The organism is Microbacterium sp. R86528 (assembly GCF_044596335.1).
GTDB classification, from domain to species: domain Bacteria; phylum Actinomycetota; class Actinomycetes; order Actinomycetales; family Microbacteriaceae; genus Microbacterium; species Microbacterium marmarense.
The window spans coordinates 1051705-1078512 of record NZ_CP138996.1 but is presented as its reverse complement, the minus strand read 5'-3'; the positions used below and the strand labels follow the sequence as shown (position 1 = coordinate 1078512).

At 63.6% G+C, this 26808-nt stretch carries 27 protein-coding genes, 1 tRNA gene, 1 pseudogene and 1 riboswitch; of the genes and pseudogenes, 16 read left to right on the top strand and 13 right to left on the bottom strand.

The window, feature by feature from the left end:
- Window positions 1-4: 4 nt before the first annotated feature.
- From SJY18_RS05275 to SJY18_RS05255, 5 genes are all read right to left on the bottom strand, one after another.
- On the bottom strand, window positions 5-793 hold the full coding sequence (locus tag SJY18_RS05275) for an ATP-binding cassette domain-containing protein (RefSeq protein ID WP_396668621.1): 789 nt from the start codon (window positions 791-793) through the stop codon (window positions 5-7).
- A complete protein-coding gene (locus SJY18_RS05270) occupies window positions 790-1695 on the bottom strand; it encodes an ABC transporter permease (protein WP_396668620.1) in 906 nt (301 codons plus the stop codon). The genes SJY18_RS05275 and SJY18_RS05270 overlap by 4 nt, the downstream gene beginning before the upstream one ends.
- Window positions 1695-2645, bottom strand: coding sequence for an ABC transporter permease (locus tag SJY18_RS05265; protein ID WP_337338844.1), 951 nt, complete (start codon window positions 2643-2645; stop codon window positions 1695-1697). Before SJY18_RS05265 ends, SJY18_RS05270 begins: the two co-directional genes overlap by 1 nt.
- A complete protein-coding gene (locus tag SJY18_RS05260) occupies window positions 2642-4153 on the bottom strand; it encodes an ABC transporter substrate-binding protein (RefSeq protein ID WP_396668619.1) in 1512 nt (503 codons plus the stop codon). The genes SJY18_RS05265 and SJY18_RS05260 overlap by 4 nt, the downstream gene beginning before the upstream one ends.
- A gap of 135 nt (window positions 4154-4288) precedes the next feature.
- Window positions 4289-5251 (bottom strand): alpha/beta fold hydrolase, encoded by a 963-nt coding sequence (locus tag SJY18_RS05255; RefSeq protein WP_396668618.1) that lies wholly within the window; start codon window positions 5249-5251, stop codon window positions 4289-4291.
- Between the two features lie 61 nt (window positions 5252-5312).
- Between SJY18_RS05255 and SJY18_RS05250 the strand changes: the two genes are divergently transcribed.
- Genes SJY18_RS05250 through SJY18_RS05240 form a run of 3 tightly spaced genes read left to right on the top strand, consistent with a single transcriptional unit; the run spans window position 5313 to window position 7051 of the window.
- Window positions 5313-5813, top strand: coding sequence for a carboxymuconolactone decarboxylase family protein (locus tag SJY18_RS05250; RefSeq protein WP_337338841.1), 501 nt, complete (start codon window positions 5313-5315; stop codon window positions 5811-5813).
- Window positions 5810-6538 (top strand): tyrosine-protein phosphatase, encoded by a 729-nt coding sequence (locus tag SJY18_RS05245; RefSeq protein ID WP_396668617.1) that lies wholly within the window; start codon window positions 5810-5812, stop codon window positions 6536-6538. The genes SJY18_RS05250 and SJY18_RS05245 overlap by 4 nt, the downstream gene beginning before the upstream one ends.
- 51 nt (window positions 6539-6589) lie before the next feature.
- On the top strand, window positions 6590-7051 hold the full coding sequence (locus SJY18_RS05240) for an SIP domain-containing protein (protein ID WP_337338839.1): 462 nt from the start codon (window positions 6590-6592) through the stop codon (window positions 7049-7051).
- A 7-nt stretch (window positions 7052-7058) separates the two neighbouring features.
- On the opposite strand, the gene SJY18_RS05235 is transcribed toward SJY18_RS05240, so the two are convergent.
- From SJY18_RS05235 to SJY18_RS05220, 4 genes are all read right to left on the bottom strand, one after another.
- A complete protein-coding gene (locus tag SJY18_RS05235) occupies window positions 7059-7517 on the bottom strand; it encodes a Fe-S oxidoreductase (protein WP_396668616.1) in 459 nt (152 codons plus the stop codon).
- Window positions 7514-8335 (bottom strand): arginase family protein, encoded by an 822-nt coding sequence (locus SJY18_RS05230; RefSeq protein WP_396668615.1) that lies wholly within the window; start codon window positions 8333-8335, stop codon window positions 7514-7516. The genes SJY18_RS05235 and SJY18_RS05230 overlap by 4 nt, the downstream gene beginning before the upstream one ends.
- A 68-nt stretch (window positions 8336-8403) precedes the next feature.
- Entirely contained in the window at window positions 8404-9165 is a 762-nt protein-coding gene (locus SJY18_RS05225) for a PspA/IM30 family protein (protein WP_337338836.1), read from the bottom strand.
- A gap of 56 nt (window positions 9166-9221) precedes the next feature.
- Window positions 9222-11225, bottom strand: coding sequence for a TPM domain-containing protein (locus tag SJY18_RS05220; protein ID WP_396668614.1), 2004 nt, complete (start codon window positions 11223-11225; stop codon window positions 9222-9224).
- A gap of 154 nt (window positions 11226-11379) precedes the next feature.
- Between SJY18_RS05220 and SJY18_RS05215 the strand changes: the two genes are divergently transcribed.
- The 10 genes and pseudogenes from SJY18_RS05215 to SJY18_RS05170 all read left to right on the top strand — a co-directional run bounded on the left by SJY18_RS05215 (window position 11380) and on the right by SJY18_RS05170 (window position 19137).
- Window positions 11380-12219, top strand: a complete 840-nt coding sequence (locus SJY18_RS05215; protein ID WP_396668613.1) for a DUF3097 family protein — start codon at window positions 11380-11382, stop codon at window positions 12217-12219.
- Window positions 12220-12309: 90 nt separating this feature from the next.
- Complete coding sequence (gene trmB, locus SJY18_RS05210) at window positions 12310-12975, top strand: tRNA (guanosine(46)-N7)-methyltransferase TrmB (RefSeq protein WP_337338929.1); 666 nt, start codon at window positions 12310-12312, stop codon at window positions 12973-12975.
- A gap of 31 nt (window positions 12976-13006) precedes the next feature.
- On the top strand, window positions 13007-13903 hold the full coding sequence (locus SJY18_RS05205; RefSeq protein ID WP_396668612.1) for a CPBP family intramembrane glutamic endopeptidase: 897 nt from the start codon (window positions 13007-13009) through the stop codon (window positions 13901-13903).
- 42 nt (window positions 13904-13945) lie between these two features.
- A riboswitch (guanidine-III (ykkC-III) riboswitch) is annotated at window positions 13946-14010 on the top strand.
- A 9-nt stretch (window positions 14011-14019) separates the two neighbouring features.
- Complete coding sequence (locus SJY18_RS05200; RefSeq protein WP_396668611.1) at window positions 14020-14340, top strand: DMT family transporter; 321 nt, start codon at window positions 14020-14022, stop codon at window positions 14338-14340.
- Window positions 14341-14576: 236 nt separating this feature from the next.
- Window positions 14577-16136, top strand: a complete 1560-nt coding sequence (locus tag SJY18_RS05195; RefSeq protein ID WP_396668610.1) for a carbohydrate-binding domain-containing protein — start codon at window positions 14577-14579, stop codon at window positions 16134-16136.
- 95 nt (window positions 16137-16231) lie between these two features.
- Window positions 16232-17086 carry a PhzF family phenazine biosynthesis protein gene (locus SJY18_RS05190; protein ID WP_396668609.1) on the top strand — a complete coding sequence of 285 codons (855 nt, stop codon included), beginning with the start codon at window positions 16232-16234 and terminating at the stop codon, window positions 17084-17086.
- Window positions 17087-17213: 127 nt separating this feature from the next.
- A pseudogene (locus SJY18_RS05185) lies at window positions 17214-17306 on the top strand (alpha/beta hydrolase); the annotation flags it as partial.
- Window positions 17307-17334: 28 nt separating this feature from the next.
- Window positions 17335-18075: an EI24 domain-containing protein gene (locus tag SJY18_RS05180; protein WP_396668608.1), complete on the top strand. Its 741-nt coding sequence runs from the start codon at window positions 17335-17337 to the stop codon at window positions 18073-18075.
- Window positions 18076-18113: 38 nt separating this feature from the next.
- Window positions 18114-18485 (top strand): hypothetical protein, encoded by a 372-nt coding sequence (locus SJY18_RS05175; protein ID WP_396668607.1) that lies wholly within the window; start codon window positions 18114-18116, stop codon window positions 18483-18485.
- Window positions 18486-18600: 115 nt separating this feature from the next.
- On the top strand, window positions 18601-19137 hold the full coding sequence (locus SJY18_RS05170; protein ID WP_396668606.1) for an RBBP9/YdeN family alpha/beta hydrolase: 537 nt from the start codon (window positions 18601-18603) through the stop codon (window positions 19135-19137).
- An 856-nt stretch (window positions 19138-19993) separates the two neighbouring features.
- Here the strand turns inward: SJY18_RS05170 and SJY18_RS05165 are convergent.
- The 3 genes from SJY18_RS05165 to SJY18_RS05155 all read right to left on the bottom strand — a co-directional run bounded on the left by SJY18_RS05165 (window position 19994) and on the right by SJY18_RS05155 (window position 23182).
- Window positions 19994-20551 carry a type IV toxin-antitoxin system AbiEi family antitoxin domain-containing protein gene (locus SJY18_RS05165; protein WP_396668605.1) on the bottom strand — a complete coding sequence of 186 codons (558 nt, stop codon included), beginning with the start codon at window positions 20549-20551 and terminating at the stop codon, window positions 19994-19996.
- A gap of 820 nt (window positions 20552-21371) precedes the next feature.
- Window positions 21372-21998, bottom strand: a complete 627-nt coding sequence (locus SJY18_RS05160; protein ID WP_396668604.1) for a LuxR C-terminal-related transcriptional regulator — start codon at window positions 21996-21998, stop codon at window positions 21372-21374.
- Entirely contained in the window at window positions 21995-23182 is a 1188-nt protein-coding gene (locus SJY18_RS05155) for a sensor histidine kinase (protein WP_396668603.1), read from the bottom strand. The genes SJY18_RS05160 and SJY18_RS05155 overlap by 4 nt, the downstream gene beginning before the upstream one ends.
- A gap of 163 nt (window positions 23183-23345) precedes the next feature.
- Here SJY18_RS05155 and SJY18_RS05150 point away from each other — a divergent pair, with 163 nt between their 5' ends.
- From SJY18_RS05150 to SJY18_RS05140, 3 genes are all read left to right on the top strand, one after another.
- The gene (locus SJY18_RS05150) at window positions 23346-24416 is read left to right on the top strand and encodes an FtsX-like permease family protein (RefSeq protein WP_396668602.1); all 1071 of its coding nucleotides are present in this window, start codon (window positions 23346-23348) and stop codon (window positions 24414-24416) included.
- Window positions 24413-25108: an ABC transporter ATP-binding protein gene (locus SJY18_RS05145; RefSeq protein WP_396668601.1), complete on the top strand. Its 696-nt coding sequence runs from the start codon at window positions 24413-24415 to the stop codon at window positions 25106-25108. Before SJY18_RS05150 ends, SJY18_RS05145 begins: the two co-directional genes overlap by 4 nt.
- An 81-nt stretch (window positions 25109-25189) precedes the next feature.
- Window positions 25190-25348, top strand: coding sequence for a hypothetical protein (locus SJY18_RS05140; RefSeq protein ID WP_396668600.1), 159 nt, complete (start codon window positions 25190-25192; stop codon window positions 25346-25348).
- Between the two features lie 1371 nt (window positions 25349-26719).
- Here the strand turns inward: SJY18_RS05140 and SJY18_RS05135 are convergent.
- Window positions 26720-26792 (bottom strand) — tRNA-Arg (locus tag SJY18_RS05135).
- Between the last annotated feature and the right edge of the window lie 16 nt (window positions 26793-26808).

Genomic DNA, 26808 nt, shown 5'->3' with positions numbered 1-26808 from the left:
TCGCTCACTGCGCACCTCCGGGACGCCACAGTGTGGCGGTGGCGTCGCGCAGCAGCGCTTGAGTGATCGGCGAGGTCGGCGTGCTCAGCAGGTCTGCAACCGGAGCGGCCTCCACCACACGGCCACATTCGAGCACCACCCCATGCGTCGCAATGCGTGAGAGCACGGCGAGGTCGTGGGTGATGAACAGCAGCGACATACCGTCGTTGGCGACCAGAGATTGAAGCAGGTCGAGTACTTCCGCCTGAATCGTGACGTCGAGGGCTGTGGTGGGTTCGTCGGCGATCAGAAGACGCGGACGGCAGGCCAGGGCCATTGCGATTGCTACCCGCTGACGCTGCCCGCCCGAAAGCTGGTGTGGGTATCTCGCCACGATAGTCTCGGGCTCGGGGAGTGCAACTCGGGATGCTTCGAGGATCGCGCGTGCTGCGGCGTCTCTCCTCGAGAGCCGTTCGTGAATGCGCACTGACTCGGCAATCTGTCGGCCCACGGTACGGATCGGGTTGAGGGCCGTTTGCGGCTCTTGGAACACCACGCCGATTTCGTCGCCGCGAATGCGGGCGAGCTCTCGGTCGGGTAGTCCCAGCAGTTCCCGGCCATTCCACTGCACGCTGCCGGTGGCATGCGCGCCGTCGGGCAGCAGACCCGCGATCGCGAGTGCCGTCATCGACTTTCCTGAGCCTGATTCCCCGATCAGGCCAACACGGGCACCGTCATCGACGCTGAACGACACGTCATCGACCACGCGCTTTCCGTCGATCTCGACGGTGAGGGAGTTCACGGCGAGACTCATGCCACGACCTCCGGCATGTGGGTGCGCGAACTGCGGGCTGGCCCCGATGTGGCGCGCAATGTCGGGTCGGTCACCTCTCGAATTCCATCGCCGAGAAGGTTTAGCCCGAGCACAGTGAAGGTGATCGCCAGGCCCGGAGCCAGCACCGCCAGGGGATACACCGTCAGATATGCCTGCAGCTCTGCCAGCAGAAGACCCCATGACGGATCGGTTACCGGCGCCCCGAAGCCGAGGTACGACAGTCCAGCCTCTGCGAGAACGGCGACGGCCATTCCCCAAGACAGCTGCACGATGAAGACCGGGGCGACGTTGGGCAGCAGATGGCGCAGCAGATTCTGCGAGGGCGTCAGCCCGTACGCCCGGCCGGCGACCACGAAATCGCTCTGCTGCACGCGTCGGAGTTCGGGTCGGGTGACTCGAGCGATGTTGACGCCGAACCCGATTCCCACCGACCAGATCACGACCCACAGCGATCCTCCCCAGACCGCAGAGATCATCATGGCGATGATGAGCACGGGAAACGCGATCAGAATGTCGACGAGCACCGCGACCGACTCGCGCAGCCAACGCACGGTGAGCGCCCCCAGCGCGGCGAGCAAGACGCCGATCACCGCGGCAATAGCGCTTGCGCCGATAGCCACGATCACCGTGGTTCGCGACCCCGCCATGATCAGGCTGAGAATGTCGCGACCTGAACCGTCTGTGCCTAAGAGATGTGGCCAGCTGGGGGAGAGCCAGCGGTTCGCGATCTCGACGCGTTGCGGATCGAACGGGGTCCACAACAAGGAGACCAGTGCGGTGATGACAACGAGCGCGACCACGATCAGTCCGAACCGGCTGGTAGACAGCCGCCACAGACGGGAGAGCCAATGTGCGCGCGCGGGGCGCTCGGCAGCATCCATCACTCCGCCTCCCGCTGTCGTGGGTCGATCACACGATGCACGATGTCGACGACAAAACCGACGATGAGCACAAAGCCGGTGAGAGCCAGCAGTTCGCCCTGTACTTTCGGCAGGTCGCGCGCACTCACGTCTGCGACGAGCATTCGGCCAATGCCGGGCAACGAGAAGAGCTGTTCGATGACGACTGCGCCGACGATGATTCCCGCGACCTGCAGACCCAGCACCGTGATGATCGACAGCCCGACCACCGGAAGTCCGTGGCGCACGAGCGCCGCGTTGCGGGTGAGACCTTTCGCCGCGGCGGTGCGGACAAAATCTTGGCCAGCTGCCTGCAACGTGGCGCTGCGCACGAAGCGCATCAACATCGCGCCTTCGATGATGCCGATGGTCAGCGCAGGCAGAATGAGGGCGCTCAGCGCCGCCCAAGGGTCTTGCCACCCGGCGCGAGGAAATCCCTGAGCCGGCAACCATCCCAGCCACACCGCAAAAACGACGACCAGCATCATTCCTGCCCACACCACGGGCACGGCGGCGATTGCTTGCGCGCCAGCACTCAGTGCCGTGCCGGCAGCGCGTCCGCGGCGCATGGCTGACAGCACGCCCAGCGGCACACTGAACAGCACCGCGATCATAAGAGCCATGATGCCGAGCGGCACCGTCACCTGGGCTTTCTCAGCAAGCTCACTTGCGACGCTCGAGCCGGTGAGCAGCGAGGTCCCCAGTTCGCCGCGAAAGATGCCACCAATCCAACTGAAGTACTGCTCGCTGAGTGAGCGGTCGAGCCCCAGCTGCTCGCGCAACGCCGCGACCTGCTCGGGAGTGCTATTCGTTCCAGCGATGAGCTGCGCAATATCTCCCGGCAGCACGCGCAGCGTCAAGAAGATCAACACACTGGCAACGAACAGCCCTACCAATAGGAGGGCGGTGCGCGTCAGCGTGTATCGGATCACCCGTTGCTCTTGCCGAGTTCGGCTACGTTCAGTCGCTCATTGACATTGGTAGAGGGCATACCCGAGATGTTAGTACCGACGGCAACGACTGAGGCCCCGGTGTAGAGCCAATCGGCGGCCGAGTCTTCTGACACAATCCGAGCGGCCTCCTGAAGCAGAGCCGCAGCTTCTTCTTCATCGGTTGCTGCAAGCGACTCAGCATACAATTCCTGCACCTCTGGGTTGTCGTAGGTGAAGTAGTAGTCCGGGTTCGCCCAGTTCTCGAAGTCTCGCGCCTCGGTGTGCAGCACGAAGCTCAGATCGTAGTCCTGGTTGACGTACACGCTGTTCAGCCACGTGGAGAAGTCGACCGACTCCACCTCTAGCGTGATGCCAACCTCGTTGAGGTCCGAGACCAGAATCTGCGGCACCGTTGTGGAGTAGAAGTTCGGGATCGTCAGCGTGAGTGTGAGGTCTTCTGCGCCGGCCTCTTCGAGGAGTGCGCGGGCCGCAGCGGGATCGTAGGGTGCAACGTCTGACAGGTCTTCGTACCCGGGATCGAGCGCCGGAATCGGCCCGTACTGCACCTCGCCCGAGGCCTGCGCTTCGATAAACGACTCGTTGTTGATTGCCTGGCGGATCGCCTGGCGAACACGCTGGTCGTCGAGCGGTTCAGCATTGCTGTTGAAGGCGAGCGTGCCTTTGTCGGTTGACTGGCCAAGCACGAGGGCGAAGTCGCCCGTCGCCTCGATCTGGTCTTTGAGGTTGGCGTCGAAGCCTGTCAGAACGTCAACTTCGCCGGCGAGCGCCGCATTGAGTGCTGCTTGGTTGTCTGGAATGTAGGCAAACACCACCTCGGCGACCTGCGCAGCATCGCCCCAGTACTCGTCATTTCGCGTGAGAGTGATGCTGTCGCCCTGGCGCCAGCTCGTCATCGAGAAGGGGCCGGTGCCGTTGGCCGCAGTTTGATAGTCGATCTCGTCGCCCTCTTTGAGGATGACGCCGGCGCGGCCGGTGAGGTTCCAGAGCAGGCTCGAATCTGGTGCGGCGAGGGTGAGGACGATGTCTTGTCCGTCAGCGGTGATCGACTCCACGTTGGCGAGACGGGCTGAGTCGGTCCATTCGGCGCTTTCTTTCCTCGTGGTCAACGTCCACACCACGTCTTCGGGTGTCAGTTCCTGGCCGTCGTGGAATGTCACCCCCTCTTGCAGGGTGAATGTGTAGGTGAGGCCGTCGGGCGAGACGGTCCAATCACTCGCGAGGGAGGGCACGATGTCTTGGTCGGGCGTGCGTGAGACGAGGCCCTGATAGACGTTGTCCATCAGCACCTGGTCGAGCGCCGAGCCCGAGGTCTGGCGAATGTCGAGGTTGCCTGGTTCGAGAACGAGGCGGATTGCGGCGGACGCTTGAGGATCAGCCTCGCCGGTTGCTGTCGGAGACGGCGCGGGGGTGCCGGAGCACGCGCTGAGCGCGAGGGCGCTGGCGGCAATCAGTGAAATGACCGCGGCAGTGGGGGTACGACGTGACATGGGGGCCTTTCTCAGCTGTGCGCATCGGGCGCGCGGGCACCGGGTTTGCAGACAAGAAACCACCGGCGCGAAAGACAAGCCTAGAGAACTTGTCGCTGCCAGAGCGTTCTGCATGCGACAAATGCAACGAAACTGTTAGCCTGCCGAAATGCGTTTTCTCATCTGATCTGCAAGTTCTCTCGGAATCTCTTCTTGCGGGTTGTGCCCAGATGGCATCGAAACAATGGATGCTCCGGGCACGCGCGCCACGAACTCCGCGAGGTTCGCTTCGCTGATGTAGCCGTGCTGACCACGCAGAAGCGAGATCGGCGCTGTGACAGCGGCTAGATCGGTCCAGCCAGTTTCGCCCAGCGAAGACGCCGTGGGCGGTGACGGTGCGGTCTGGTCTGCTGTGGTTGCGCTCGCCGCGACCATCGCGGCGGCGAGATGAGCGAAGTGGTGCTTCCATTCGACTCGCCCATCGTCGCGGATGCGCGAATTGAAGTAGACGCCACGCTCCACCTTGGCCCGCGAATCACCGCCGAAACCGAAGCTGATCGCACGATCGACGAGTTCATCTCTGCTCGCCCAGTCGGTCGGCCCAGCGAAGAACGCACTCAGCTCAGACGGACCTCCTTGAAGCGAAACCCCCGGCGTGATGTCGACGATCATCAGCTCGTGCACCAGATCGCTGCGTTCGGCGGCGAGTGCCGCAGCGGTCAAACCGCCCAGTGAGTGGCCCACCAGCAGCTGCGGCCCATCGGTCCACGCGTCTATTGCCGCGGCAACATCAGGCCACAAGGTCGCGGCGACGTAGGTTGCGTCGCCTCGCCACGATGAGTCACCGTGCCCTGGCAGATCGATTGCGAGCACAGGCAGGCCGAGCGCAACGATGGTGGTATCCCACGTGTGAGCGTTCAGGCCTGCTCCGTGCAGCAACGTCACTGCGGGGGAGGGTGATTCGCCACCAGGGGGCATATACCGAAGCGCACTCAGCGTTCGACCATCGGCGAGCTGCAGACTCACTCGCTCACCGTGCGGCGGCGCGCCGGTGATGCCGGCGGCGAGTGCCTGGTCGCTGAGAAAGGAGAACTCGTCGTTGGGTTCGTTCACTCTCATAGTCTGACTCACTCGGCACTTGTTCGCGACACGCGAGTGTGGCTCTAGCTAGGCTGGCGGCATGAGCGAAGAATCCCGGGTGCACCTATCGAGATCGGCGCCCAAGGCGTATCAGTCTCTCGCCGCGTTCTCCAAGACCGTCGGCGCGCTGGCAAGCGATGCGGCAATCGACGCGCGGCTCAAAGAGCTCGTACAGATTCATACCTCGCAGATCAACGGCTGTGCCTTCTGTGTGCGGGTTCACGTGGATAGCGCGGGTCGCGTGGGTGTCTCAGCTGACGAGATCGCTCAGATTCCAGTGTGGCGAGAGTCCGGCGTGTTCAGCGCTCGCGAGCGGGCGGGGTTGGAGCTTGCCGAAGCGTTCGCGCATATTGATCGAGGTGGCGTGCCCGATGACGTCTACAACCGGGTCGGCAGTGTCTTCACAGAGGAAGAATATGTCGCGCTGAGCTGGATTCTGGTTGCGATCAACGCCTTCAACCGCGTCGCGATCGCGGGCCGCTATCCTGTGCCGCCGATCGCAGTTGCGGCCGAGGGTGCTACTGCGAGCGAGAGCGAGTGACTTTGGTGAACGGCGCTCCGCTTGTCGCGGGTGCAATGAATTTTCGAGACACCGGCGGTCTGGCCGCGGGCTCGGGCTTCACGCGTCGAAGCATTCTGTTTCGCTCGGGAAATCTGGCGCGTCTCGAACCGGCCGGCACGCGTGCGCTCGGCGAGATGGGGCTGCGTCGCATCATCGACCTGCGTTCCGACGCCGAGGTCACACATGAGCCAAGCCGAATCGAGGGGCTTTCGCTCACGACGCAGCGTGTGCCGCTGTTCTTAGGCTCCGTCGCATCGATGTTCGCAAACGACATCAGCCTCGATGAGATGTATCAGCTGCTGCTCGATGATTCCGCGCTCGGCGTGGTGGCGGCTGTGCGTGGGATCATCTCGGATCAACCCGTGCTGGTGCATTGCACAGTCGGCAAGGATCGCACCGGTGTAGTTGTGGCACTCGCGCTTGCCGCAGCGGGCGTCGACATCGAGGCAGTCGTGAGCGACTACGCCCGCACCGAGAGCCTGCTGCCCTCGCAGCGAAACGAGTATGTCGTGGCGCAGCTGCGTCAACGTCATCCCGAGGCGCGATACATCGAAGACCTCGCAACGCGGTCGCCCGCGCCCGTGATGAGCGCGCTGCTGTCGAGGCTGAGCGAGACCCACGGATCGGCCGGCGACTATCTGCGCGCGCATGGAATCGCCGATGACGAACTCCTCGAGCTGCGCCGAGTGCTCATCGAGCCGTAGCTCCAGGTGAGGTTAGGCAACCCTTTGCTCACGCGGTATAGTGAGGGGACCATGAACTCTTCCACCGAGCACAGCGCGCGAGCATGTCGCGCATCGCGGCATACGCGAGTGCAGCACCTCATCACCGCAGATGAGTCATCGTTGGCAGAGCTAGAGGCGCTCCTGGCGACGCTGCCGATCTGTTCGACCGGACGCGTGTTCGTAGAGATTCCTGACCCGAGCTGGCAAGGCTCGATCAACGCTCCCAGCCGCATGGTGGTCACCTGGCTCGATCGCTCCCAGCGGTCGGGCGCCCCGGGAACAGGCCGTGGCTGTGCCAGCGGTGAAGCGCTGTCACGGGCCGTGACTGCATGGGCCGACGAGATGCTCTGCGAAGAAAACAACTCGACCCGCGTTCACCTGCTCGGCGGCTATCTCGGCACCGCCGACATCGTCGATCACCTGATCGAGATGGGCACAGCGGCCGACTCGATCTACAGTCCGGCGCGCTACGGCCTCACTGCTTCGCGCTAAGCAGCCGTCACCCGTTGCCGCGAGGAACGTAGTTGCCGTCTTCGAGACCTGCTTCGATCTCGAAACGATTGCGAAGCGCATTGCGCCCGGCGAACTGGTAGAGAATCGGCATCAAGATGCCGTAGCGCTCCCACTGCCGCTTGTGAACCGCTTCATGCCGCAGTACTTCATTCGTCACGGGGCGGTCGCCGGTCAGATAGCACCCACCCGCGCAGACACCACCCCGGGGGAAAGCCCACTTCGGCATGCCCTGAAACACCCACAGGCCTTCGCGGTTCTCCACCCGGCCCGTACTCCACATAGAGCCCCAGATCCATCCCACCGCGTGCCCGTAGAGATAGCCGAGTCGGCTGATCGGCGAGTCGAGAAGCACGCTAGGAATCATGCGGTCGAGGCGCCGACCGCGATCGATCGCCGATGCGGCGTGCTCGCGCCAGTCGGCAGGAGGCTGCGCGATGGGGCTCATGCGAGGCTTCCCACGAGGCGCAGAATCGAGCCGAGGTCGTTTACGGCGGCAGCGGGCGAGGCCGGAGCGAAGCCGCAGATGCTGCTGCCGACGAGTTCAACGCGCGAGCGCAGCTGAGATATCGACGCGACGACGTCGGCGACTTGTGCTCCGAATGGCACCGGAGCCGTCACGCCAGAAATCGCGGAGGGGTCGAGCACATCGAGGTCGATGTGCACGTAGACCTTCGTGGCGCCCAGGGCAGATACCGCGTCGGCGAGAGCGTCGGGCTCCGCAAGCTGAGCGGGATCGATGACGGTGATCGGCACGCTGCCGACGAAGGCCCGCTCGCTGTCGTCGTATTCGCGCACGCCCGCCATCACGACCTGCGTCGGCGAAAGCGCGTGTGCGTTCAGTCTCAGTGATTCGGTTCCCTCGCCGAGCGCTGCGCGCAGCGCCATGCCGCCGAACGCGCCAGAAGGAGAGGTTTCAGGCGTGTGGAGATCGGCGTGAGCGTCGAACCACACCAGCACGAGATCGGGATGCCGCGAAGCCACGTGCTCAATAGCCCCGACGGCAGCGCCGCAATCACCACCGATCAGCATGGTCGGGTCATCGCTTTGTGCAAGTGCTTCGCGCAGTCGGTCGCGCGTGCGCGCGATCGCGCTATGACGTCGCACCCCAGTGTCTTGCGCATCGCCGGCCTCGGACGCCACATCAATCGTCGTGCACGATGCGCGAGGCAGATCTCCCGCGATCGACTGCGCGCCGTCGATGAGCCGCATCGCGCGCGGTGAATCAGAACCTTGCCACTGCGGCACAATCATGAAACGCGTCATAGTTCCAATCCCTGCGGTGGAGTGACGAGAGGCCCCGATCCCGCGGGACCGGGGCCTCTCATGCATTACTACGGAGTGTACGGCTGGCTGGGGGCGTTGATCGCCGCCGCCGGTGGGGTGCCGCCCGTCTTGATCGCAGCTAGACGCGCCTCGACCTCGGTGAGTTCGCCGACATCTTCGAGGGCTTCAAACTGCGCATCGAGCGATGACGCAGCCAGTTCCTGCTTGCCGGCGGCAAGGGCTTCCTGGCGACGTACCTTATCTTCGAAACGACCGAGTTCGCTCGTGGGATCAAGCACATCGATCGACTTGACTGCGTCGTGCACCTTGTTCTGAGCCTCGGCCGTCTTCGCGCGTGCGAGCAGCTCAGAGCGCTTCGACTTCAGCTCTTCGAGCTTCTGCTTCATGCCGTTCAGGCCGTCTTTGAGCTTGGCAACGACCTCGGTCTGCGACGCAATCGTCGGCTCGACAGCGCGGGCTTCGTTCTCTTCGCTGATCTGGCGTTGCAGAGCGATCTTGGCAAGGTTGTCGAATTTGTCGGCATCGGCGGTGTTGCCCGCGCCGCGCAGCTCGTCAGCCTTGCGGCTGGCAGCGAGCGCTTTGTTGCCCCACTCGGCTGCGGCCTGAATGTCTTCCTGGTGGTCGCGTTCGAGCAGGCGCAGGTTGCCGATGGTCTCAGCCACGGCCGACTCTGCGTCAGCGATGCTGTTGCTGAAATCGCGCACCAGCTGATCGAGCATTTTCTGCGGGTCCTCGGCGGAGTCGAGGAGCGCGTTGACGTTTGCCTTCATGAGAGTCGAGATACGACCGAAGATGGACTGTTTCGCCATGGGATTTCCTTCCTAGTGGACTGAGAGTGAATGAATGAGGTGAAAAAGAGCGCAGCTCAGAAACGACCACCGCCTCGGCGACCCCGCGAGCCGCCGCCGCCGAAGCTGCCGGTGCTTCTGCCTCGCGAGCCGCCTCGTGAGCGCCCCATGCCGCCGTAACCACGCGATGAGCGTGCACCGCCGCCCAAAAGCGAGTTGATCACGATGCCACCGAGCATGGCTCCCATCATGTTGTTTCCGCCGCCACCTTGTCTATGGACAGAGTTGGTCTGAAAGGTGCCGACATCATTTTGGGCGAGCTGGGCGGCATGCGCCGCGAGCTGATTGGCGCGTTGGGCGTAGCCGAGAGCCTGCTCGGGATCGCTGTTGTGCAAACCCTGCGCGCGCACGAGCGAGGCACCAGCTTCGGCGAGCCGCGTGCGCGCTTCGGCACCAACGGCTCCTCGGCGTGCCGTAATGAAGTCCTCGGCTGCTGACACCTGCGCCTGTGCTTGCAGGATCTGCTCGCTCACCTGTGCGCGAGCGCGCTGCGCATTTGCCGCGGCGTCGCGCACCTGCTGCACAACCGAGTCGATTTCGTTGTTCGCAGCTTCGAGGCTTCGCATCGCCACCAGCGGGCGCTTTGCACTGTCGCCCAAACTTGCGCGAGCTGCAGCGATCTGTTGGCCGGTGGCGGCGATGACTGCGGCGACGTGCCCGTTGCTATCAGGAAGCGTCGCAGCGGTGCGCATATCGCTTTCGAGTTCGGCGATCAGCGCGACAGAGCGCTGCTCGGCGGCGGCCAAATCTGCGGTCAGCTTCTCGATGGCTTCTTCGAGAAGTGCTGCTTGGCCGATCGCTTCCTCGGCAGCGCGTATTCCCACCGCCGCTTCGCCACCGTCGCCGCGAGTGAGCGCGGCAGAAGCCGCGGCGATCTGCTCGTCGGCGAATGCGATGCGTGTGCTTGCCTGCGTGGGGTTGTCGGCGATCGTCGCGAGCGCCTCGGGTGCATAGCGCGATTGCAGCGAGGCAAGGTGCGCGGCGGCCGCGTCCAGCGCCCCGACTGCAGCGTCGCGAGACTTCTGCACCCGCGCGAGTGCGTCAGGGGCGTTCTGCTCCAGCTTGCGAAGGCTGTCGAACTCATCTGCCTTGGCATCAAGCGCCTCGTTCGCTTCGTTGCAGAGCTCGATGATGCGGGCGTTCCACGAGCGCACGTCAGCGGCAGCGTCTGGAACCTCGTCGTCGAGTTGCTGTTTCAGCGCGAATGCGTCATCGAGCTTCTGTTTAGCCTCGGCGAGTGTCTGCTCGAATGATTCCGTCGCGTCATCGCCGAACTGTGCCCTCGCGAATCCCAGTTCTTGAGCGCTCGTCTTAATTGCGTCATCGGTCTCAATCAGACTCGACGCGGCTTGTTGCTGGAGTTCTTCGATCGACACGGGCGGCTCGACGCGTGATCGAGCACCAGCGCCAGCCGGTACCGCTGCTTTTTTGCGTCGGCGCGCGAACCAGACGACGAGATAGATGATCCCGCCAACCACCACGATCCCGAGCAGCAGCGGAAAGAACCAGCCGCCGGATCCGTCTGAGGTGCCGCTCGAGCCAGTTCCGTTAACGGCTGATGTGAATCCGTCTGCGGCCGCGTCGATTGCCCCAACCCAGTTTTCGTCTGCTAGTGCGGGCTGCACATCTTCTTGCTCGATGGTGGCGAGCTGTTCGAACGAGACGGGCCCTTCGGAATCGCCTGAGATGTAGTACTGCCGTGTATCAACAGCCACGGCCATCAAATACTGCGTCGGCCCGAGTCCGTTGGCTTGTGCCGTTTCGTTCGCCCAGTCAGCAGAGTCGGAAGGATTGGTGAACTCATCGACGTAGACAACCCATAGGTCGACACCGGTGTCACTTTTCAGCTCCTCCAGCCGCGACTGGCCATCGGCAGCGTCGCCACTGGAAAGCACTCCCGCGTCGTCCAGTACGTAACCTGAGCTGAGCGGGACCGGATCGGTCGCGCTGGCTGCTCCCGCTGCCAAGGTGAGTCCAACCGCTACCGTTGCTGCCAGCATCGCTGCCCATCGCGTGCGCATCCAGGTCCCCTCCGGGCGCATCTCCTGCCCCCAAAAGTCGAGTCTATTCAGCGATGGGGGTGGCGTGGTAGCCCGGCCGCCAGTCAGCTGAGGTGCGCGCGTCGCTGGCGTCGTTGGCTTCGCGGCGCGCTATGGTTTCGCCTTCGGAGGATTGATGGACGATCGGTATGGCGCAGACGTGTTGGCGTCTGGTTGGCGCACGCGCGGGCAGCGCGAGATTCCCCGTGTGCAAGCGCAACGAGATCTCGTAGTCGAAGTGGTCGAAGACGGCTTCTGCGGTGCGGTGGTCGGTATCAGCTCGGGAATGGTCGAGCTCGAAGATCGCCGACGCAAGCGGCGACTCTTTCCGCTCGGTGGCGGATTTCTCGTCGACGGCGAACCAGTAACGCTCATCGTTCCGCAACGTGCCGCTGACCGGCCGCGCCGCACTGCGTCGGGCTCTTTTGCCGCCCCCGAAGCGCGAGCGCGCGTAGCGCGTGCCAGCCGCATTCTCGTTGAGGGTCGACACGACGCTGAACTCGTCGAAAAGGTGTGGGGCGCAGACCTGCGTGCCGAAGGCGTCGTTGTGGAGTACTTGCAGGGGATCGATTTGTTGCACGACTTGCTCGAGGCGGAGCCACCGTCAGCTGAGCGACGCTATGGCGTGCTGGTCGACCACCTCGTTCCCCACTCGAAAGAATCACGTGTCGCGCAGCAGATCGAGCGCGGAAAGCACGGTGTGCACCTGCGCATCGTCGGACACCCGTGGATCGATGTGTGGCAGTGCGTCACGCCTAAAGCGATGGGAATCGCTCGTTGGCCAGAGATCCCTCGCGGTACCGAATTCAAGGTCGGCATCTGCCGCGCGTTCGGATGGCCCGCAGAAGATCAGGCCGACATCGCCCATGCGTGGCAACGCATTCTGTCGCGGGTGAGCACCTACCGCGACCTGGAACCCGCGCTTCTTGGGCGCGTTGAAGAGCTGATCGATTTCGTGACGCAAGAGGGTAGATAGCCTAGAAGGGTGACCGACCTGCCCCCTGCCATTCCGGAACCTTCGACTTATCGTGACCGCCCGGTCTCGTTTGTGCGCCGTGGCGGACGCATGTCAGACGCGCAGGAGCGCGCGTGGGCAGAGCTGGCGGACTTCTATGTCATCGACCCGCCGCGTGATGCGGCTGCCACCAGCATCCTTCCCGGTTCGGCTTTTTCTCCCGCGGACGTCTGGGAACGAAGTGCGCGCCTGGTCGCCGAGATCGGGTCGGGCCAGGGCCACGCGATCATTCACGCTGCGACCGAGAACCCTGACACCGACTTTCTGGCGATCGAGGTCTTCCGCTCAGGTCTCGCTCGCACCATGCTCGCCGCCGAGCAGGGCGAGCTGCGTAACATCCGCCTCGTCGAGGCGAACGCTCCAGAAGTGCTCATGCATTTGATCCCTGCTGCGGCTCTTGACGAACTGTGGGTCTTCTTTCCTGACCCGTGGCACAAGAACAAGCACACCAAGCGTCGAATGGTCACTGATGAGTTTGCTGGCCAAGCGGCCGAGGCGATCACTAACGGCGGCTTGCTGCGCCTGGCAACCGACTGGGAAGACTATGCCCTGCAGATGCGCACCGTGCTTGATGCATCCGCTGATTTCGAGCGGGCCTTCGAGGGTGCGTGGGCGCCTCGATTCGAGGGGCGAGTGATCACCGCCTTCGAGCGGAAAGGTGCGCGAGTCGGGCGCGACATTCGTGACCTCGCCTACCGCCGCCGCGACCGCGCATGAGTGCGTCGTTGATCGCTAGCTCGGAACTCTGATGCCCGCCGCTGACGTGATTCTTCCGGTCCGCTCGGCTCGCTCGTGGGCGCTGCTCCCGGCGTTTCTTGTGTGTCTGGCCGCGCCCGCGTTCTTCGTGGTGCGCATTCCGTGGTTGGGCTGGCTGTTGCTTGCCGCAGGGCTCGCAGGAGCGCTCTGGCTTTCACGAGGGGATGCTGCCGCGCAACCCGCAGCTGCCGAACAGTCGGCCAGCACGGGTGCCATCAGCGTCCGCCCGCCGAGCCTGGTACGCGACCTGTCTTTGGTGGCCCTTGGGATGCTCATCGTCAGCGCAATCCCTTTGAAAGCCGAACTCGACAACTGGGCCATGGTGCGGTTCAGCCTCGTGCTCGGGGGAGCGGTCGCGGTGCCGTACCTGATCTCACGGTACGTCTTTCGAGATCATGCCACCCGGTTTCCCTGGCGCGGCGGTGGCCGATGGACGTCGTTCCAGTGGGGCTGGCTCGTGCTGGTTCTGGTGCTCGGGTGGCTGATTCTGCCGTTCTATTTCATCACTTCTGGCGTTTACCTCAACTGGCCTGTGGTCGATACTCCCGAGATGATTGCGCGCCTCTTCGTCGGAGTCGGAGCGGTGGGAATCTGGGACGAGCTGTTCTTCATCTGCACTGTTTTCGCGCTGTTGCGACGCCACTTTCCGGACTGGCAGGCCAATCTGCTGCAGATGGTGGTATTTGTGTCGTTCCTCTGGGAGCTCGGCTACCAGGCGTGGGGTCCGCTTCTGACGATTCCGTTCGCGCTGCTGCAGGCATTCATCTTCATGAAGACCCGTTCGCTCGCGTACGTCGTCACGGTGCATCTGCTGTTTGATGCTGTGGTTTTTCTCGTTCTCGTGCACGCGCACAATCCGGGAGCGCTTGACGGACTCTTTCTCGTGTGACGGTGCCCAGGCCGTGATCAGCGACCCTCGCTAGAGTGGGCCGCTGGAACCCGAACTGGTTCCCCGGACGACGGATCAGTACCCGGTGTGCGACAAGACTGGCCAGGAGCACAGTCATGTCGTGGGTCATTCTTGTTATCTCTGGTGTTCTCGAAGCCGTATGGGCGACAGCCCTCGGCAAATCTGACGGGTTCACGAAACTCTGGCCGAGCATCGTGTTCGCCATCGCGCTGGTGGCAAGCATGGGCGGACTCGCATGGGCCATGCGCGATATCTCGACGGGCACTGCCTACGCGGTGTGGGTCGGCATCGGTGCAGCGTTGACGGTTGCGTATGCGATGGTTACCGGCGATGAGGCGTTCTCGGTTGTCAAGATGCTCTTGCTTTTCGGGCTGGTGGGGTGCGTTGTAGGGCTGAAGATGGTCGGCAGCGAGTAGACGTCGCGCCGGTGATCGCACTGCCGATCGCCCATAGGAACTTCATTGACTGCGCAAAGGTCCGTGGTAGCGGCGCCCTGAATAGTGTCCCTTATGGAGATCACACAGCCCCGCGCGAATGTTGTTCGCGACGCGATGTGCGGTGTCGGCACTCTCCTTCCCGCGAAACCGATCGGGGTGGCGTTTGCGCCCGAGGTCGGGCGAGTTTTGCGTCGACGAATCACAAGGAGCACAAAATGAAAAACAAGAAGTACACGCTCACCGCAGTAGCAGGTTCGTTCTTGATCGGTGGCCTCATTCTTGCGGGATGCGCGTCGCCCGAGACTGCTACCGAAGTATCGCCGGTAGTGACTACCGAAGTGGCGACGACACCCGTTGAGGTCACCGAGTCGATCGGAGCGGTCGCCGCAGAGGTTCTCGCAGCCAACGCGAACACGACGACGGTGAACAGCGACGAGTGGAGCATGGACAGCGCGGTGCCTATCGCGCTTGACGGAACCACTGCGTCGGCAGAGGGCGAGGGGGTCGCCGTCGCTGACTCCACGGTCACCATTTCTGCGGCCGGCACCTATGTGCTGAGCGGCCAGTTCGACGGTCAAGTCGTTGTTGACACTGAGGATGAAGACGTTGTCGCTCTCGTGCTCGACGGGGCGGAGATCTCCAACTCGACGAGTGCTGCCATCAACGTCGTGAACGCAGAAGACGTCGTCGTTTCGCTGAGCGGCACCAACGTGCTCACCTCTACCGGCGACGATGAAGAAGCCAACGCCGCGCTGTTCAGCGACGCGGATCTCACGATCACGGGCGATGGTTCGCTCACAGTGAGCAGCGTGAACGACGGCATCACTAGCCACGACGATCTCGTGGTGCTGTCGGGCACCATTGATGTCACTGCGGGCGACGATGGTCTTCGAGGCAAAGACTCACTCGTCGTCGAGGGCGGCACCATCACGGTGGATGCGGCCGGCGACGCGCTGAAGTCAGACCAAGAAGAAGACGACACTCGCGGGTTCATCCACATTGCCGGCGGCACGCTCGATCTTGCGGGTGGCGATGACGGCCTGCAAGCGCAAACTGACCTCGTCATTACCGGCGGCGAGATGACAGTGGATGCTGAGGACGACGGGCTGAAATCAGAGGTCTACATCGTTGTCTCCGGGGGAGAAACCTCGGTGGTCAACTCATATGAGGGCGTCGAGTCGTACTACATCACGATCGAGGGCGGTGCCCTGGGCGTGCAGGCGAGCGACGATGGGATCAATGCCACCAGCGGAACCAGCACGACGACTGACGTCGGGGGAGTGGTGGAAGAAGACGACGGTGCAATGCTGACCGTCACCGGCGGCGAGACCATCGTCTCTGCTGAGGGCGATGGCGTCGACACGAACGGTTCTGCGCTGATCACCGGCGGCACCCTCACGGTGTTCGGATCGTCGAGCGATCGAGAAGGCGCGCTCGACGCCAACGGGTCGATCGTGGTCGACGGTGGCACTGTGCTCGCAGTCGGAACAACAGGCATGGCGGTTTCGCCCGATGCGTCATCGGCGCAGGGGTGGTTCTCGGCTTCTCTCGACCAGAGCTTCGGCGCCGGAGAGACGGTGCAGGTTCTGGATGACAGCGGTGAACTGATCGTTGAGTTCACCTCGGTGAAGACGTTCCAGTCGGTCGTTCTGTCGGATGCTGCGCTCGAGCAAGACGCAAGCTACACGATCACGGTCGGGGGCCAGAGCGCCGGAACCGCGGTAGAGGGCGTTGAAGCTGCCGGCACAATGGGCGGCGCTCCAGGGCGACCGTAGCAACGAGCGGGCCACCGCTGAAGAAGAGAAGATCGCCGTCCGAGAGCGGGCGGCGATCTTCTTGTCGCCGCGCCTTGTCGCTGTACTCTTTCAGAATGCTCGAGCCTGAGGTTCTCAAATACGCAGCATTCAGTGCACTACCCGACGGCGGCAATCCTGCCGGCGTGGTTCTGTCGGCAGGCGAATTGGATGAGCCGGCGATGCAAGGAATCGCAGCCGAGGTTGACTTCGCTGAAACGGCATTTGTCACGGGAGTGAGAGGCGACGGTGCGCTCAGAATCCGCTACTTCTCCCCGATTGCCGAGGTTCCTTTTTGCGGACACGCAACGGTAGCGACCGCCATCGCGTTCGCTGAGAGGAACGAGTCAAGCGGCAACGAGCCGATTACATTCGCGACCCCGGTAGGTGATGTGGTGATCGCGGTATCTCATGAGGAGCAGGGGATCCGGGCGGCATTCACAAGCATCCCCCCGTCAGTCCGCGAACTCACCGGCGGCGACCTCGCGGCGATCCTCCGACTCATTGGGCTCACGGCCGACGACATAGATCTTGAGCTGCCACCACGTATCGCTCACGCGGGCAACCCGCACCCGGTTCTGGTGCTCGCCGATCGTGAGACTTTCGACAAATTCACCTTCGACCCTCACGAGGCCCGCGCACTCATGGATGACCGAGGGTGGCCCGCAACGATCACCATCGCGCACCGCGTTGCGCCCGACCGGTTCGGTGCACGCAATCTGTTCCCGGTTGGACGGATCACCGAAGACCCGGCCACCGGTGCCGCGGCAGCGGCATTCGGCGCCTATCTGCGAGACCTCTCAGCAGTACCGGTGCCCAGCAGAATCATGATTGAGCAGGGCTCTCACGTCGGACGACCCGGGTTTCTCACCGTCGACATCCCGATGGCCGGCGGCATCGTCGTCTCAGGTCACGCCGTGCCCATCGATTGAGTTCCCGCCTACCTCGACTTGGGTCCGTAGCCGCCAAAATCCCGTGAGCTCCATTCATCGGCACGAAGCTTGCCTAGGTCGCGCGAGGAGATCGTGGCCCCGGTTATCGTGACGCGAGCACACCGCACTCGACTTGGTCGATCTGCCGACTGGACACTGGCCGATGTGGTCACGACCGGCGGAACTCGTTGAGCTGATCGCCCGCGCTGCGGGCCGCTGACGACGCGGCCACCCGTAGGCTGGAGCCGATGCGCGAGTTCATCCGTGGTGCGGGCCTGCTCTTTCGGGGATTCGCCCATTGGCGTCGACGCCCGGGCGCGATGGCGCTCGGCCTTATTCCGGCAGCGATCGTGGCTGTGCTGTTCGCCGCCGGTCTCGTCGCCCTCGGCTTGCTGCTACCCGGACTCACGAGCACGCTGACTCCGTTCGCAGATGGCTGGTCGCCCGTCTGGGCGACGATCATCCGCGTCACGCTCGGCACGGCGGTGTTCGGCGCGGCCCTGGCCATCGGAGCGGTGTCATTCACCGCTCTCACCCTGCTGATTGGCGAACCGTTCTACGACCGCATCTGGCGTTCTGTCGAAGCGGCCGAAGGCGAAGGGCCCCTCGAGGCGGACTATGGCTTCTGGCGCGCGGCACGTGACAGCCTCACGCTGATTGCGCGTGGAATTCTGATCGCACTGATCGCCGTGCTCATCGGGCTGGTGCCGGTCGTCGGTTCGATACTGAGCGGCGCAGTTGGCGTCACGCTTACGGGTTGGCTGCTCGCTGACGAGCTGACCTCCCGTGCGCTCACCGCACGGGGCCTGCTCGGTCCCCAGCGACGCGCGGTGCGGCGCGGTCAGCGGGCACGAGTGCTGGGCTTCGGCGTCGCCACGCAACTGTGCTTCCTCGTGCCCCTCGGGGCGGTTGCGACGATGCCGGCGGCTGTCGCCGGCTCGACACTCCTCGCACGTTCTCTCCTCGCGGAGGCAGCCGACGCACCCTGAGCGGCGCTGCGCAAACACGTGTGGCTATATTGGGCTCCATGCCTTTCGCTATCGCGCTCAGCGGACTGCTTGGCGTGCTCGCTCTGTTCCAACTTGCACTCATCTTCGGCGCCCCACTAGGCGCTTTCGCCTGGGGCGGCCAACATCGAGTGCTACCCACGCGGCTGCGGATTGGAAGCGCGGTGTCGATCGTTATCTACGCGCTGATCGTGGTCGTCGCCTGGGATTGCGTAGGTGCCGTCGACATCTTTGATGAGTCGGTTGCAGAGGTCGCGATGTGGGTGATCTTCGCCTACTTCATGCTCGGCATCGTGATGAACGCGGTTTCGCGCAGTAAACCAGAGCGCTACACGATGGTGCCGACGTGTGTTGTTCTTGCAGCGCTGTCGTACTTCATCGCCGCGGGATAAAGCGAAATCGCGGTCCGATTCGGACGAATGATCCGCCAACCCGCTGCTGCGTTGAGGAGAATCACCAACCAGCTGCTGCCGCTGTGCGCGCTGTCGTTCTCACTATCATCGTCTCGTGACCAAGAACGCGATCATCTTCCACGGCACGGGTGGCAACCCTGACGTAGCGTGGTACCCGTGGCTTGACCGTCGACTGAGCGAGCGGGGATATCGGGTGGAGCGCCCACACCACCCCGGCATCAATGTCGAGCCGATCGCCGAGCTATTGCCGAAGGTGCTCGCGGCCCACGACTTCGACGCCGACACCGTGCTCGTCGGTCACTCTGGTGGTGCCGCGCTTCTGCTCGCGGTGCTTGAGAACCTCGAGTGTGCTGTCGCCCAGACGATCCTCGTTGCCGGATATGCCACGCGGGTCAATGGGTCAGAGGAGCCAGTGCTCAAAGACACCTACGACTGGGATCGGATCGGCGCTCACGGCGGAGACCTTTACTTCATAAACTCCGTCACTGATCCGTATGGTTGCGATGCCAGCCAAGGCCGACTGCTCTTTGACCATCTCGGCGGCACTCAGATAGTTCGTGATGACGGGCATTTTGGTGACTACAACCAACCGTTCGACACCTTCGAGCTCTTGGAACGACTGATCCGCTGAGGAGTAGCAACGAGCGCTGCTCGTTGCTGAAACCAACCGGGGCGCTCAAGGATGAACGCACCCGGGCCGGCGACGAGCCAGTGAGAAGAACGTTGTCCAGGTGTTCGAGACGATAGCGAAGATGGACGAACGGTAGTGCTCTCGTCGCAGCTTCGACACGCTCGACGAGACGACGGAAAGCGCATTGCCGAGATCGTCCGTTCGGCGGCTTCCTGACGGCATCGAATCGACCCGACAGCATCGATTCGGCGCTATCGGGGCGGCTCGCCTGTAAAACGATCGTTGCGCATCTGTAAAACGAGCGTGATCACTTCGAGGAGTGATCACGCGAACAAAAAATCGCGGGTCGTGAAGAACCGCGATTCCTTGTGTCTGCTGTGCCCCCGGCGGGAATCGAACCCACGACCTTTGGTACCGGAAACCTAAACCGGCTGCGACAACCGTCTGCAGTCGCCTACAGAACCCGCGTAATTACGCGGATTTTCGGGGTACTGACTACGTGCGAATGCATTCGGATTCAGCCATATTCACGTGAAATGTTGTCAGAATGTTGTCACGGATGCCGGGGAGAGAGCGGCGGAAGTCCCTACTGAGGGCGGCGGGCGAAGACCGGGTCGAGGTAGGACGCGACGAGGGCGACCTGGTCCTCGAGTCGGCCGGCGCACTCCATACGCAGCGAGCAGGATGCCGCCTTTGAGGACGAAGTCCCTGTTGTGGACCGTCCGCGTCAGTCGCTCAAGGAACGACTCGATGAGGTGTCGGGTGAGGTACTCCTGTGTGGGCGTGGCGACACCCGATTGCGCCGATGCCGAACGAGCGATTGCCTGGAGGCGCCGGAAGGTCTCATCGCCGTCGCTCATGAGAGAACGTCCAGCGCCTGAAGAATCGGACGCTTTGCTCTCGGCAGACGCGTCGCCATCTCCATCAGGGCAGACGGTTTCCCGCCACGCCGCAGCCACTCCTTGAGGGCATCCCGGGCAAGCTCGTACCCGACGTCACCTCGCAATCGGAAAGCATCCGCGATGGACCGTTCTGCTGAGTACAGTCCGATCGTGTGGTCACTGCCAGGGATCTGCACCTGATCGCGCCCGAGGTCGAACGTGCCCCGGTCGAAAGAATGCCAGGCGATTGACGCTGCTGTAGCGGGGAGGCGGGATCCGCGCGGGATCGCCACATCGAGCGCCTTCGGAATCGCATCGGTCAGGTCGTGGTGCGCGAGCGCGGAAGTGAGACAGATCGTCGAGTCCGAGCGACGGGATGCCGCTTCGACCCAATCCCAGTCGGCCGCTGTGGCGTCGACGGGGAGGTAGATGCCTCGCCCGATGCGTTCGTAGTGACCCTCCTTGGCCGCGCGATAGAACGCGCTCCGGGACAGGCCCTCCTGCGCTATCGCGCCGGGCGTGATCGTCTTCACTGCGCCACCGCCAAACTCTTGACACGAAATGTTTACAGCTAAGCATATCTGATGACATTTCGTCCCAACCAGCGGGTGCCGCCGATCAGCTTGTTCGCTTGCTGAGAGCCTGCCTGCTGAGCCCGGTGCGCGAGGATAGTGATGCCCACGATTCTCCTTCGCGGCGCAGCTGCGCTACCAGGTGGTCGCGTTCGCGAAGGAGGGACTGCTCCTCATGATGAAGCTTCTGGAGCTCACGAGATAGAGCCTTCAGTCGCTGGAGACCGAGCAGCCTCGAATCGCGTGCACGGCCCAACCGCGACGAGGACTGACTGACTGGCGCGAGGGCGGGTTTCGCGGGTTGAATCTTTGTGCGGTCATCAAGCTCAGCAGCGGCGGGCGCGAGAGGCCGTTCTCGGTAGACACGATTCGCCGCGGGTAAGCCGAACGCGGATCCCTGCGTAGCGCTGGGGCGGCCCGAAGCCTCGTCGGGTCGGCTCACGTTGGCGTTGGTGGCCAAACCCTGCAAACCGCCATTTGTCGCAGTTTGCTTCGCCTTGCGACGCTTCGTCATGCAACAAGGTTGACATGCGATCCCAGTGTTTTCAACGCCTCCGGGGCGATCACCTTTTGGTGCCTGCGTGCATTGCTGCTTGTCTTGGAGTTGGCGACTCGCGCTCGTTCGTTGGAGAGTCCCCGTCGCTCGGTTCGATTGAGCTCGGCGCATCAGACATTGTGGCGTGCCAGTCTTTTGCGCCGGAGGGATGCGTGGGTGAGCGCGGGTGTCGGTCACCGGTGCGACTTGCCAGACCGGTGAAGAATCGAAGATCGCGACGCAGGTTCAGCGGAGGATGCCGCGTTGTCTGGCTGCGGAGACGGCTGCCGTTCGTGAGGTGACCGCGAGCTTGGTAAAGATGTGGGCGAGGTGGGATTTGACGGTGGTCTCGCTGACGAAGAGTTCTGTCGCGATGTCGGTGTTCGAGTGGCCGGCTGCCACGAGCTTGAGTACTTGCATCTCGCGACTGCTGAGGCTCGCTTGGGGGGCTCGCATGCGGTTCAGGAGTCTTGAGGCGATGACGGGCGCGAGGGCGCTTTCGCCTGCGGCGGCGGCACGGACGGCTGCTGCGAGCTCGTGGGGTGGAGCATCTTTGAGGAGGTAGCCGCTGGCGCCGGCTTCGACGGCTCCCAGGATGTCGGCATCGGAGTCGTAATTGGTGAGTACGAGAACATAGGGGGCTGCGTCGAGGGCGCGGATACGCCGTGTGGCGTCGGCTCCGGTGGTTGCGGCGTGAGCGCCGAACTGGAGATCCATCAGGACGACGTCAGGGTTGCTGTGTTCTGCGGCGGAAACCGCTTCGTCGGGTGTGGCAGCTTCTGCGATGACGTCTATGTCTCCTTCGAGGGCGAAGAGAGCCACGAGTCCCGCGCGGACGATGGGGTGGTCGTCGGCGATCAAAAGCCGGATCATGTGGTCTGCTCCAAGCTCAGCTCGATGGTCAGTTGCGTTCCTCCGCCGGGGTGTGTGTCGATGGTGAGGCTGCCACCGAGTTGTTCTGCGCGTTCGCGGGTCGCCTGGAGCCCGAACGAATCTGAGTGCCCGCGCGATTCTATGGTCGCGAGGTGGGGGTCGAAGCCTTCGCCGTCGTCGGCGATGGTGAACTGAAGTCGCTCGTGATCGGCGGCGAGAGTAATGGTCGCGGTGGTGGCATGCGCGTGCTGAATGACGTTGGCGATGGCTCCCTGCGCGATTCGTAGGAGCGCCGTCTGGACGTGCATGGGTAGATCCACCGTATCGGATACCCGCACGTTGACGAGAAGCCCTTGCGCTGCCCATTGTGAGTCTGCGAGTCTCCGCAGTGCCCCGCCGAGTCCCCGGTCGTCAAGGTCGGGTGGGGTGAGTTCGCGGATGAACCGGCGTGCATCGGCAAGATTGTTGGCTGCCGTGTCTCGGGCAAGTCGGATGTGTTCGGCGCCAGGGCGTTCGGGGTCAGCCTGTTCGGCGGCGTAGAGGAGCATCTGGATGCTGGAGAGCCCCTGCGCGACGGTGTCGTGAATTTCGCGCGCCAGCCGGGCGCGTTCGGCGAGGACTCCGGATTCGTGTTCGGTTGCGGCGAGCTGTCCTCGGGTCGCGAGCAGCTCGCCCATGAGGGTCTCGCGTTGTTCCGCCTCGCGGGCCAGAGCCTGGTAGCCGAGACCGATCAGGAGGGCGACTCCTGCGCCGATTAGTGGGCCGACGACTCCCGCGAGACTCCATCCGTTGTGGATGCCGAGCGCACAGATGGCAGTCACGGTAGCGACGACGATCGCTGCAGCGCCCCACCAGGAGCCGAGGAGATGGAGGTAGAGGAAGAACAGGGGGAACACGAGGTACGCGGCTTCGGGTGTCAGCCACAATAGGACCACCCACTCGAGCGTGAGCGCCGCCAACCACAGCAGGCGCAGGGTGCGGGCACTCTGGACTGTGGTCCTGGTCTTTATCGCCCCGACCCCGTATGTAGCGATCATCACCAGCGTGAGGACGATGACGGCGACGCTGCTCTCCGTCGGTGAGATCACCGCGCGGACGATGACCAGAACGGCGAGAGCAGCGAAAAGTACATGCAGCCCGGTGCGCAAACCCACGAATACGGGGGTGAGCGCAGTGTGGGGCATGGACCGAATCTTACGCATCGATAGGGCGACGGCATCGTCCGAAAGGATGACTTCCCCAGCCACCCTTCAGTCGGCAAAGCCTGTGCGGGCGGGCGATGAGATCGCAGGTCGAGAGAGGAAAAGTGGTACGTGTCCCCAGCTCGGGTGACCGGAAAGGAATCTCATGTTCGTCGCGCTCCGCGACCTACGCTTCGCCCGCGGCCGATTCGTCTTGATCGGGTCCGTCGTTGCCCTCATCACCGTTCTCGTCGGGTTCCTCAGCGGCCTCACCGGCGGCCTTGCCACCCAGAACATCTCCGCCGTCCTGTCGATCCCGGGAGATCGGGTTGTCTTCTCGGCGCCCACCACGGACGGCGCGGCCGCAAGCTTCTCCGACTCCACCATCACCGAACAGCAGACCACCGCCTGGGACACCGCGGCCGGCGTCACCTCGGCAGAACCGATCGGGATCAGCCAGACCCGGGCAGAGGCAGGCGACGCCCGCATCGCGATCGCCATCTTCGGCGTACAACCCGGATTCAACGCCACCGCCCCCTCCCAGGATGGTCGGGTGAGCCTGTCCGCTCCCGCAGCCAAAGACCTCGACGTCGCTATCGGCGATGACGTGACAATCGCGGGGACCACCTACACGGTCGAAACGATCGCTGGCGATGCCTGGTACAGCCACACCCCCGTTGTGGAGATGACCCTGTCCGACTGGCAGGCCTACTCGGCATCCACCGGCAACCCCGACGCTTACGCGACGGTCCTCGCCGTCACGGGGTCGCCGGACTGGGAGACTACAGACACCGCGACTTCCACCGTCTCCCAAACCGTCCTCGGGTCGTTGACCGCGCTCAGCGCGTTCCGCTCCGAGATCGGGTCGCTTCTGCTGATGGTCACCATGCTGTTCGGGATCTCCGGCCTCGTCATCGGCGCGTTCTTCACCGTCTGGACCATGCAACGCAAGGGCGACATCGCCGTGCTCAAAGCACTCGGCGCCAGCACATCCTCGCTGGTCCGGGACGCACTGGGTCAGGCGCTGATCGTTCTGCTCCTGGGGATAGGAATCGGGTTGGGACTGGTCACCCTCTTCGGCACCCTCGCCGGTACCGCCCTTCCGTTCCTCCTCAACCCCCTCACGACACTGCTGCCCGGCGCGATCATGATCACGCTCGGCCTCGCTGGAGCCGCGTTCGCGCTCCGCTCCGTGACCTCCGCCGACCCCCTCACCGCCCTCGGGAGCAACCGATGATCCGCCTCGACAACATCACCCTCACCTTCCCCGACGGCGACAATCGCGTCACCGCCGTCAACGAGGTCAGCCTCACCGCTCACCCAGGAACCGTTATCGGCATCACCGGTCCCAGCGGCTCCGGGAAATCCAGCCTCCTCGCCGTGGCGGCGACCCTCATCCGCCCCGACTCCGGGCAGGTCATCATCGACGACATCGATGCCACTCGCCTCACTCCCGGCGAAGCCACTGAGACCCGCCGCAACAAAATCGGCATCGTCTTCCAGCAGTCCAACCTCATCCCGTCCCTGACCGCGCTCGAGCAGCTGTCCGTCATGAACGAGCTCGGCGCACGCCACTCCCGCCGAAACCGTGGCAATGCGGCCAAACGAGCCGAGACACTTCTGGACGCGGTCGGACTCGCCGACCACCGAGACAAACGACCCCACCAGCTCTCGGGAGGCCAACGCCAGCGAGTGAACATCGCCCGCGCCCTGATGAACGACCCCAGCGTGCTTCTCGTTGACGAACCCACCAGTGCGCTCGACCAGGAACGCGGCGCCAGCATCATCGAGCTGATCCTGCGCCTCACCGACGAGCTGAACACCTCGACGCTGCTCGTGACCCACGACCTCGTCCACCTTCCCCGGATGCACGGCGTCGTCAACCTTGTCGACGGCAAACTCGTCGACACCGTCTCTGCCGTCGCGTAACCACCCGCCGCCCCCGGCAAAGGAATACTTCTTGGACCTTCTCTCCCCACACCCTGGGTTCTGGGCTCCCTCAACTTGTATGTGATCGCCGCTGCCCTCACGCTCGGGATCGTCGTCCCCACATACCTGCACCCGGAACGGCGGGGAACGAAGCAGCGCTACACGGGCGTTGTAGTCAGCTTGGGCATCGCCGCTATAAGCCTGGTCGCCGTGGTCGTCTTCATGGTGTGGAAGCCCTGACACCCCGCCGCGAACGCCGTGACCCCGTCGCGTAAGCGGATCGACGTGCGTACATAGCACGAGGAGAAGTTCCGGCGTACCGTAGGCGTTATGGTCGAGCGCTCCGCAGATCGCGTCACGGTGCCCGACGTCGTGGGATCGCCCTTTCACATCGGTCGCGATGTTGCGTCTGACGCCGGCGTTGTGCTGGCGAACCCCGATCCAGATGGTGCGCCAATCGCAGCGCTCACGCGCCCGGACTGTTTTACATCACGTCGCAAAGACCCGCGGCCGGCTCTACCGCCTTTCGATGGGATTCCGTCGGGGTGCAGACCGCGCCTTTCGGTGAATCTCAATCCGAGGCCGAGCGCACCGCGCCCAAGCCCCCCATCTCGGACATCGATCATGTGTCGCCGGAACGTGAGTCTTTCATTGACCTCATTGACGAGGGCACACCGAACTTTTGATGACAGTCATTCGTAAGCATCGCTCGGGGGAGTGCTGATGGGGAGCGTCTACCCCTACACAACGGCCGGCGGCGCGAAGCGTTACCGGATCAGCTACCGGCGCCCCGACCAGGCGCAGACCACCGAGCGCGGGTTCCGGACGAACCGCGATGCGGAAGCGCGTCTCGCTGAACTCGAAGTGTCGAAGAATCGCGGCGAGTACGTCGACCCGGCGAGCGCCGAGGTCACGATCGCCATGCTCGGCAAGGAGTGGCTACAGCAACGCGAGGGCGTGTTGAAGCCGTCGTCGATGCGGCCGCTGCAATCGGCGTGGTCGAAGCACGTGAAGCCGAAATGGGGCGCCCGAAAAGTCGGCGGCATCCGTCATTCGGAGGTGCAGACATGGGTTTCGACGATCCCGGGCGGATCCACGACGATCCGACGCGCGCACGGAGTGCTCGCTGGCATCCTCGACACGGCTGTCCAAGATCGTCGTCTGGTGCGCAACGTCGCCCGCGACATCTCTTTCCCGCCGAAGAGCCGCACGGCGCGCAGGCACTATCTCGATCACGCGCAGGTGCAAGCCCTCGCCGATAACGCCAGACACCCGACCCTCGTCCTGTTCCTGGCGTACACGGGCCTCCGGTGGGGTGAGGCGACCGCCCTCCGCATCCGGCACGTCGACACGCTCAGGCGGCGCGCAAAGGTGGAAGAGAACGCCGTTCTCGTCTCGGCGGAGGTCCACGTCGGGTCACCGAAGACGCACCGCTCGAGGTCCGTCCCGTACCCGGAGTTCCTCGTTCTTCCGCTCGCGCAACTCGCCGAAGGCAAGACGCCGTCGCTGCCGCCCTCGACCTGGCAAAGCGCGACGCAAATGTTGTCAGAATGTTGTCACGGCAGTGAAAAGGCGGGGCCCGAAGGCCCCGCCATCCCAGTGTTTTCTAAGTGCCCCCGGCGGGAATCGAACCCACGACCTTTGGTACCGGAAACCAACGCTCTATCCCCTGAGCTACGGAGGCGCACCGATCGAGATTA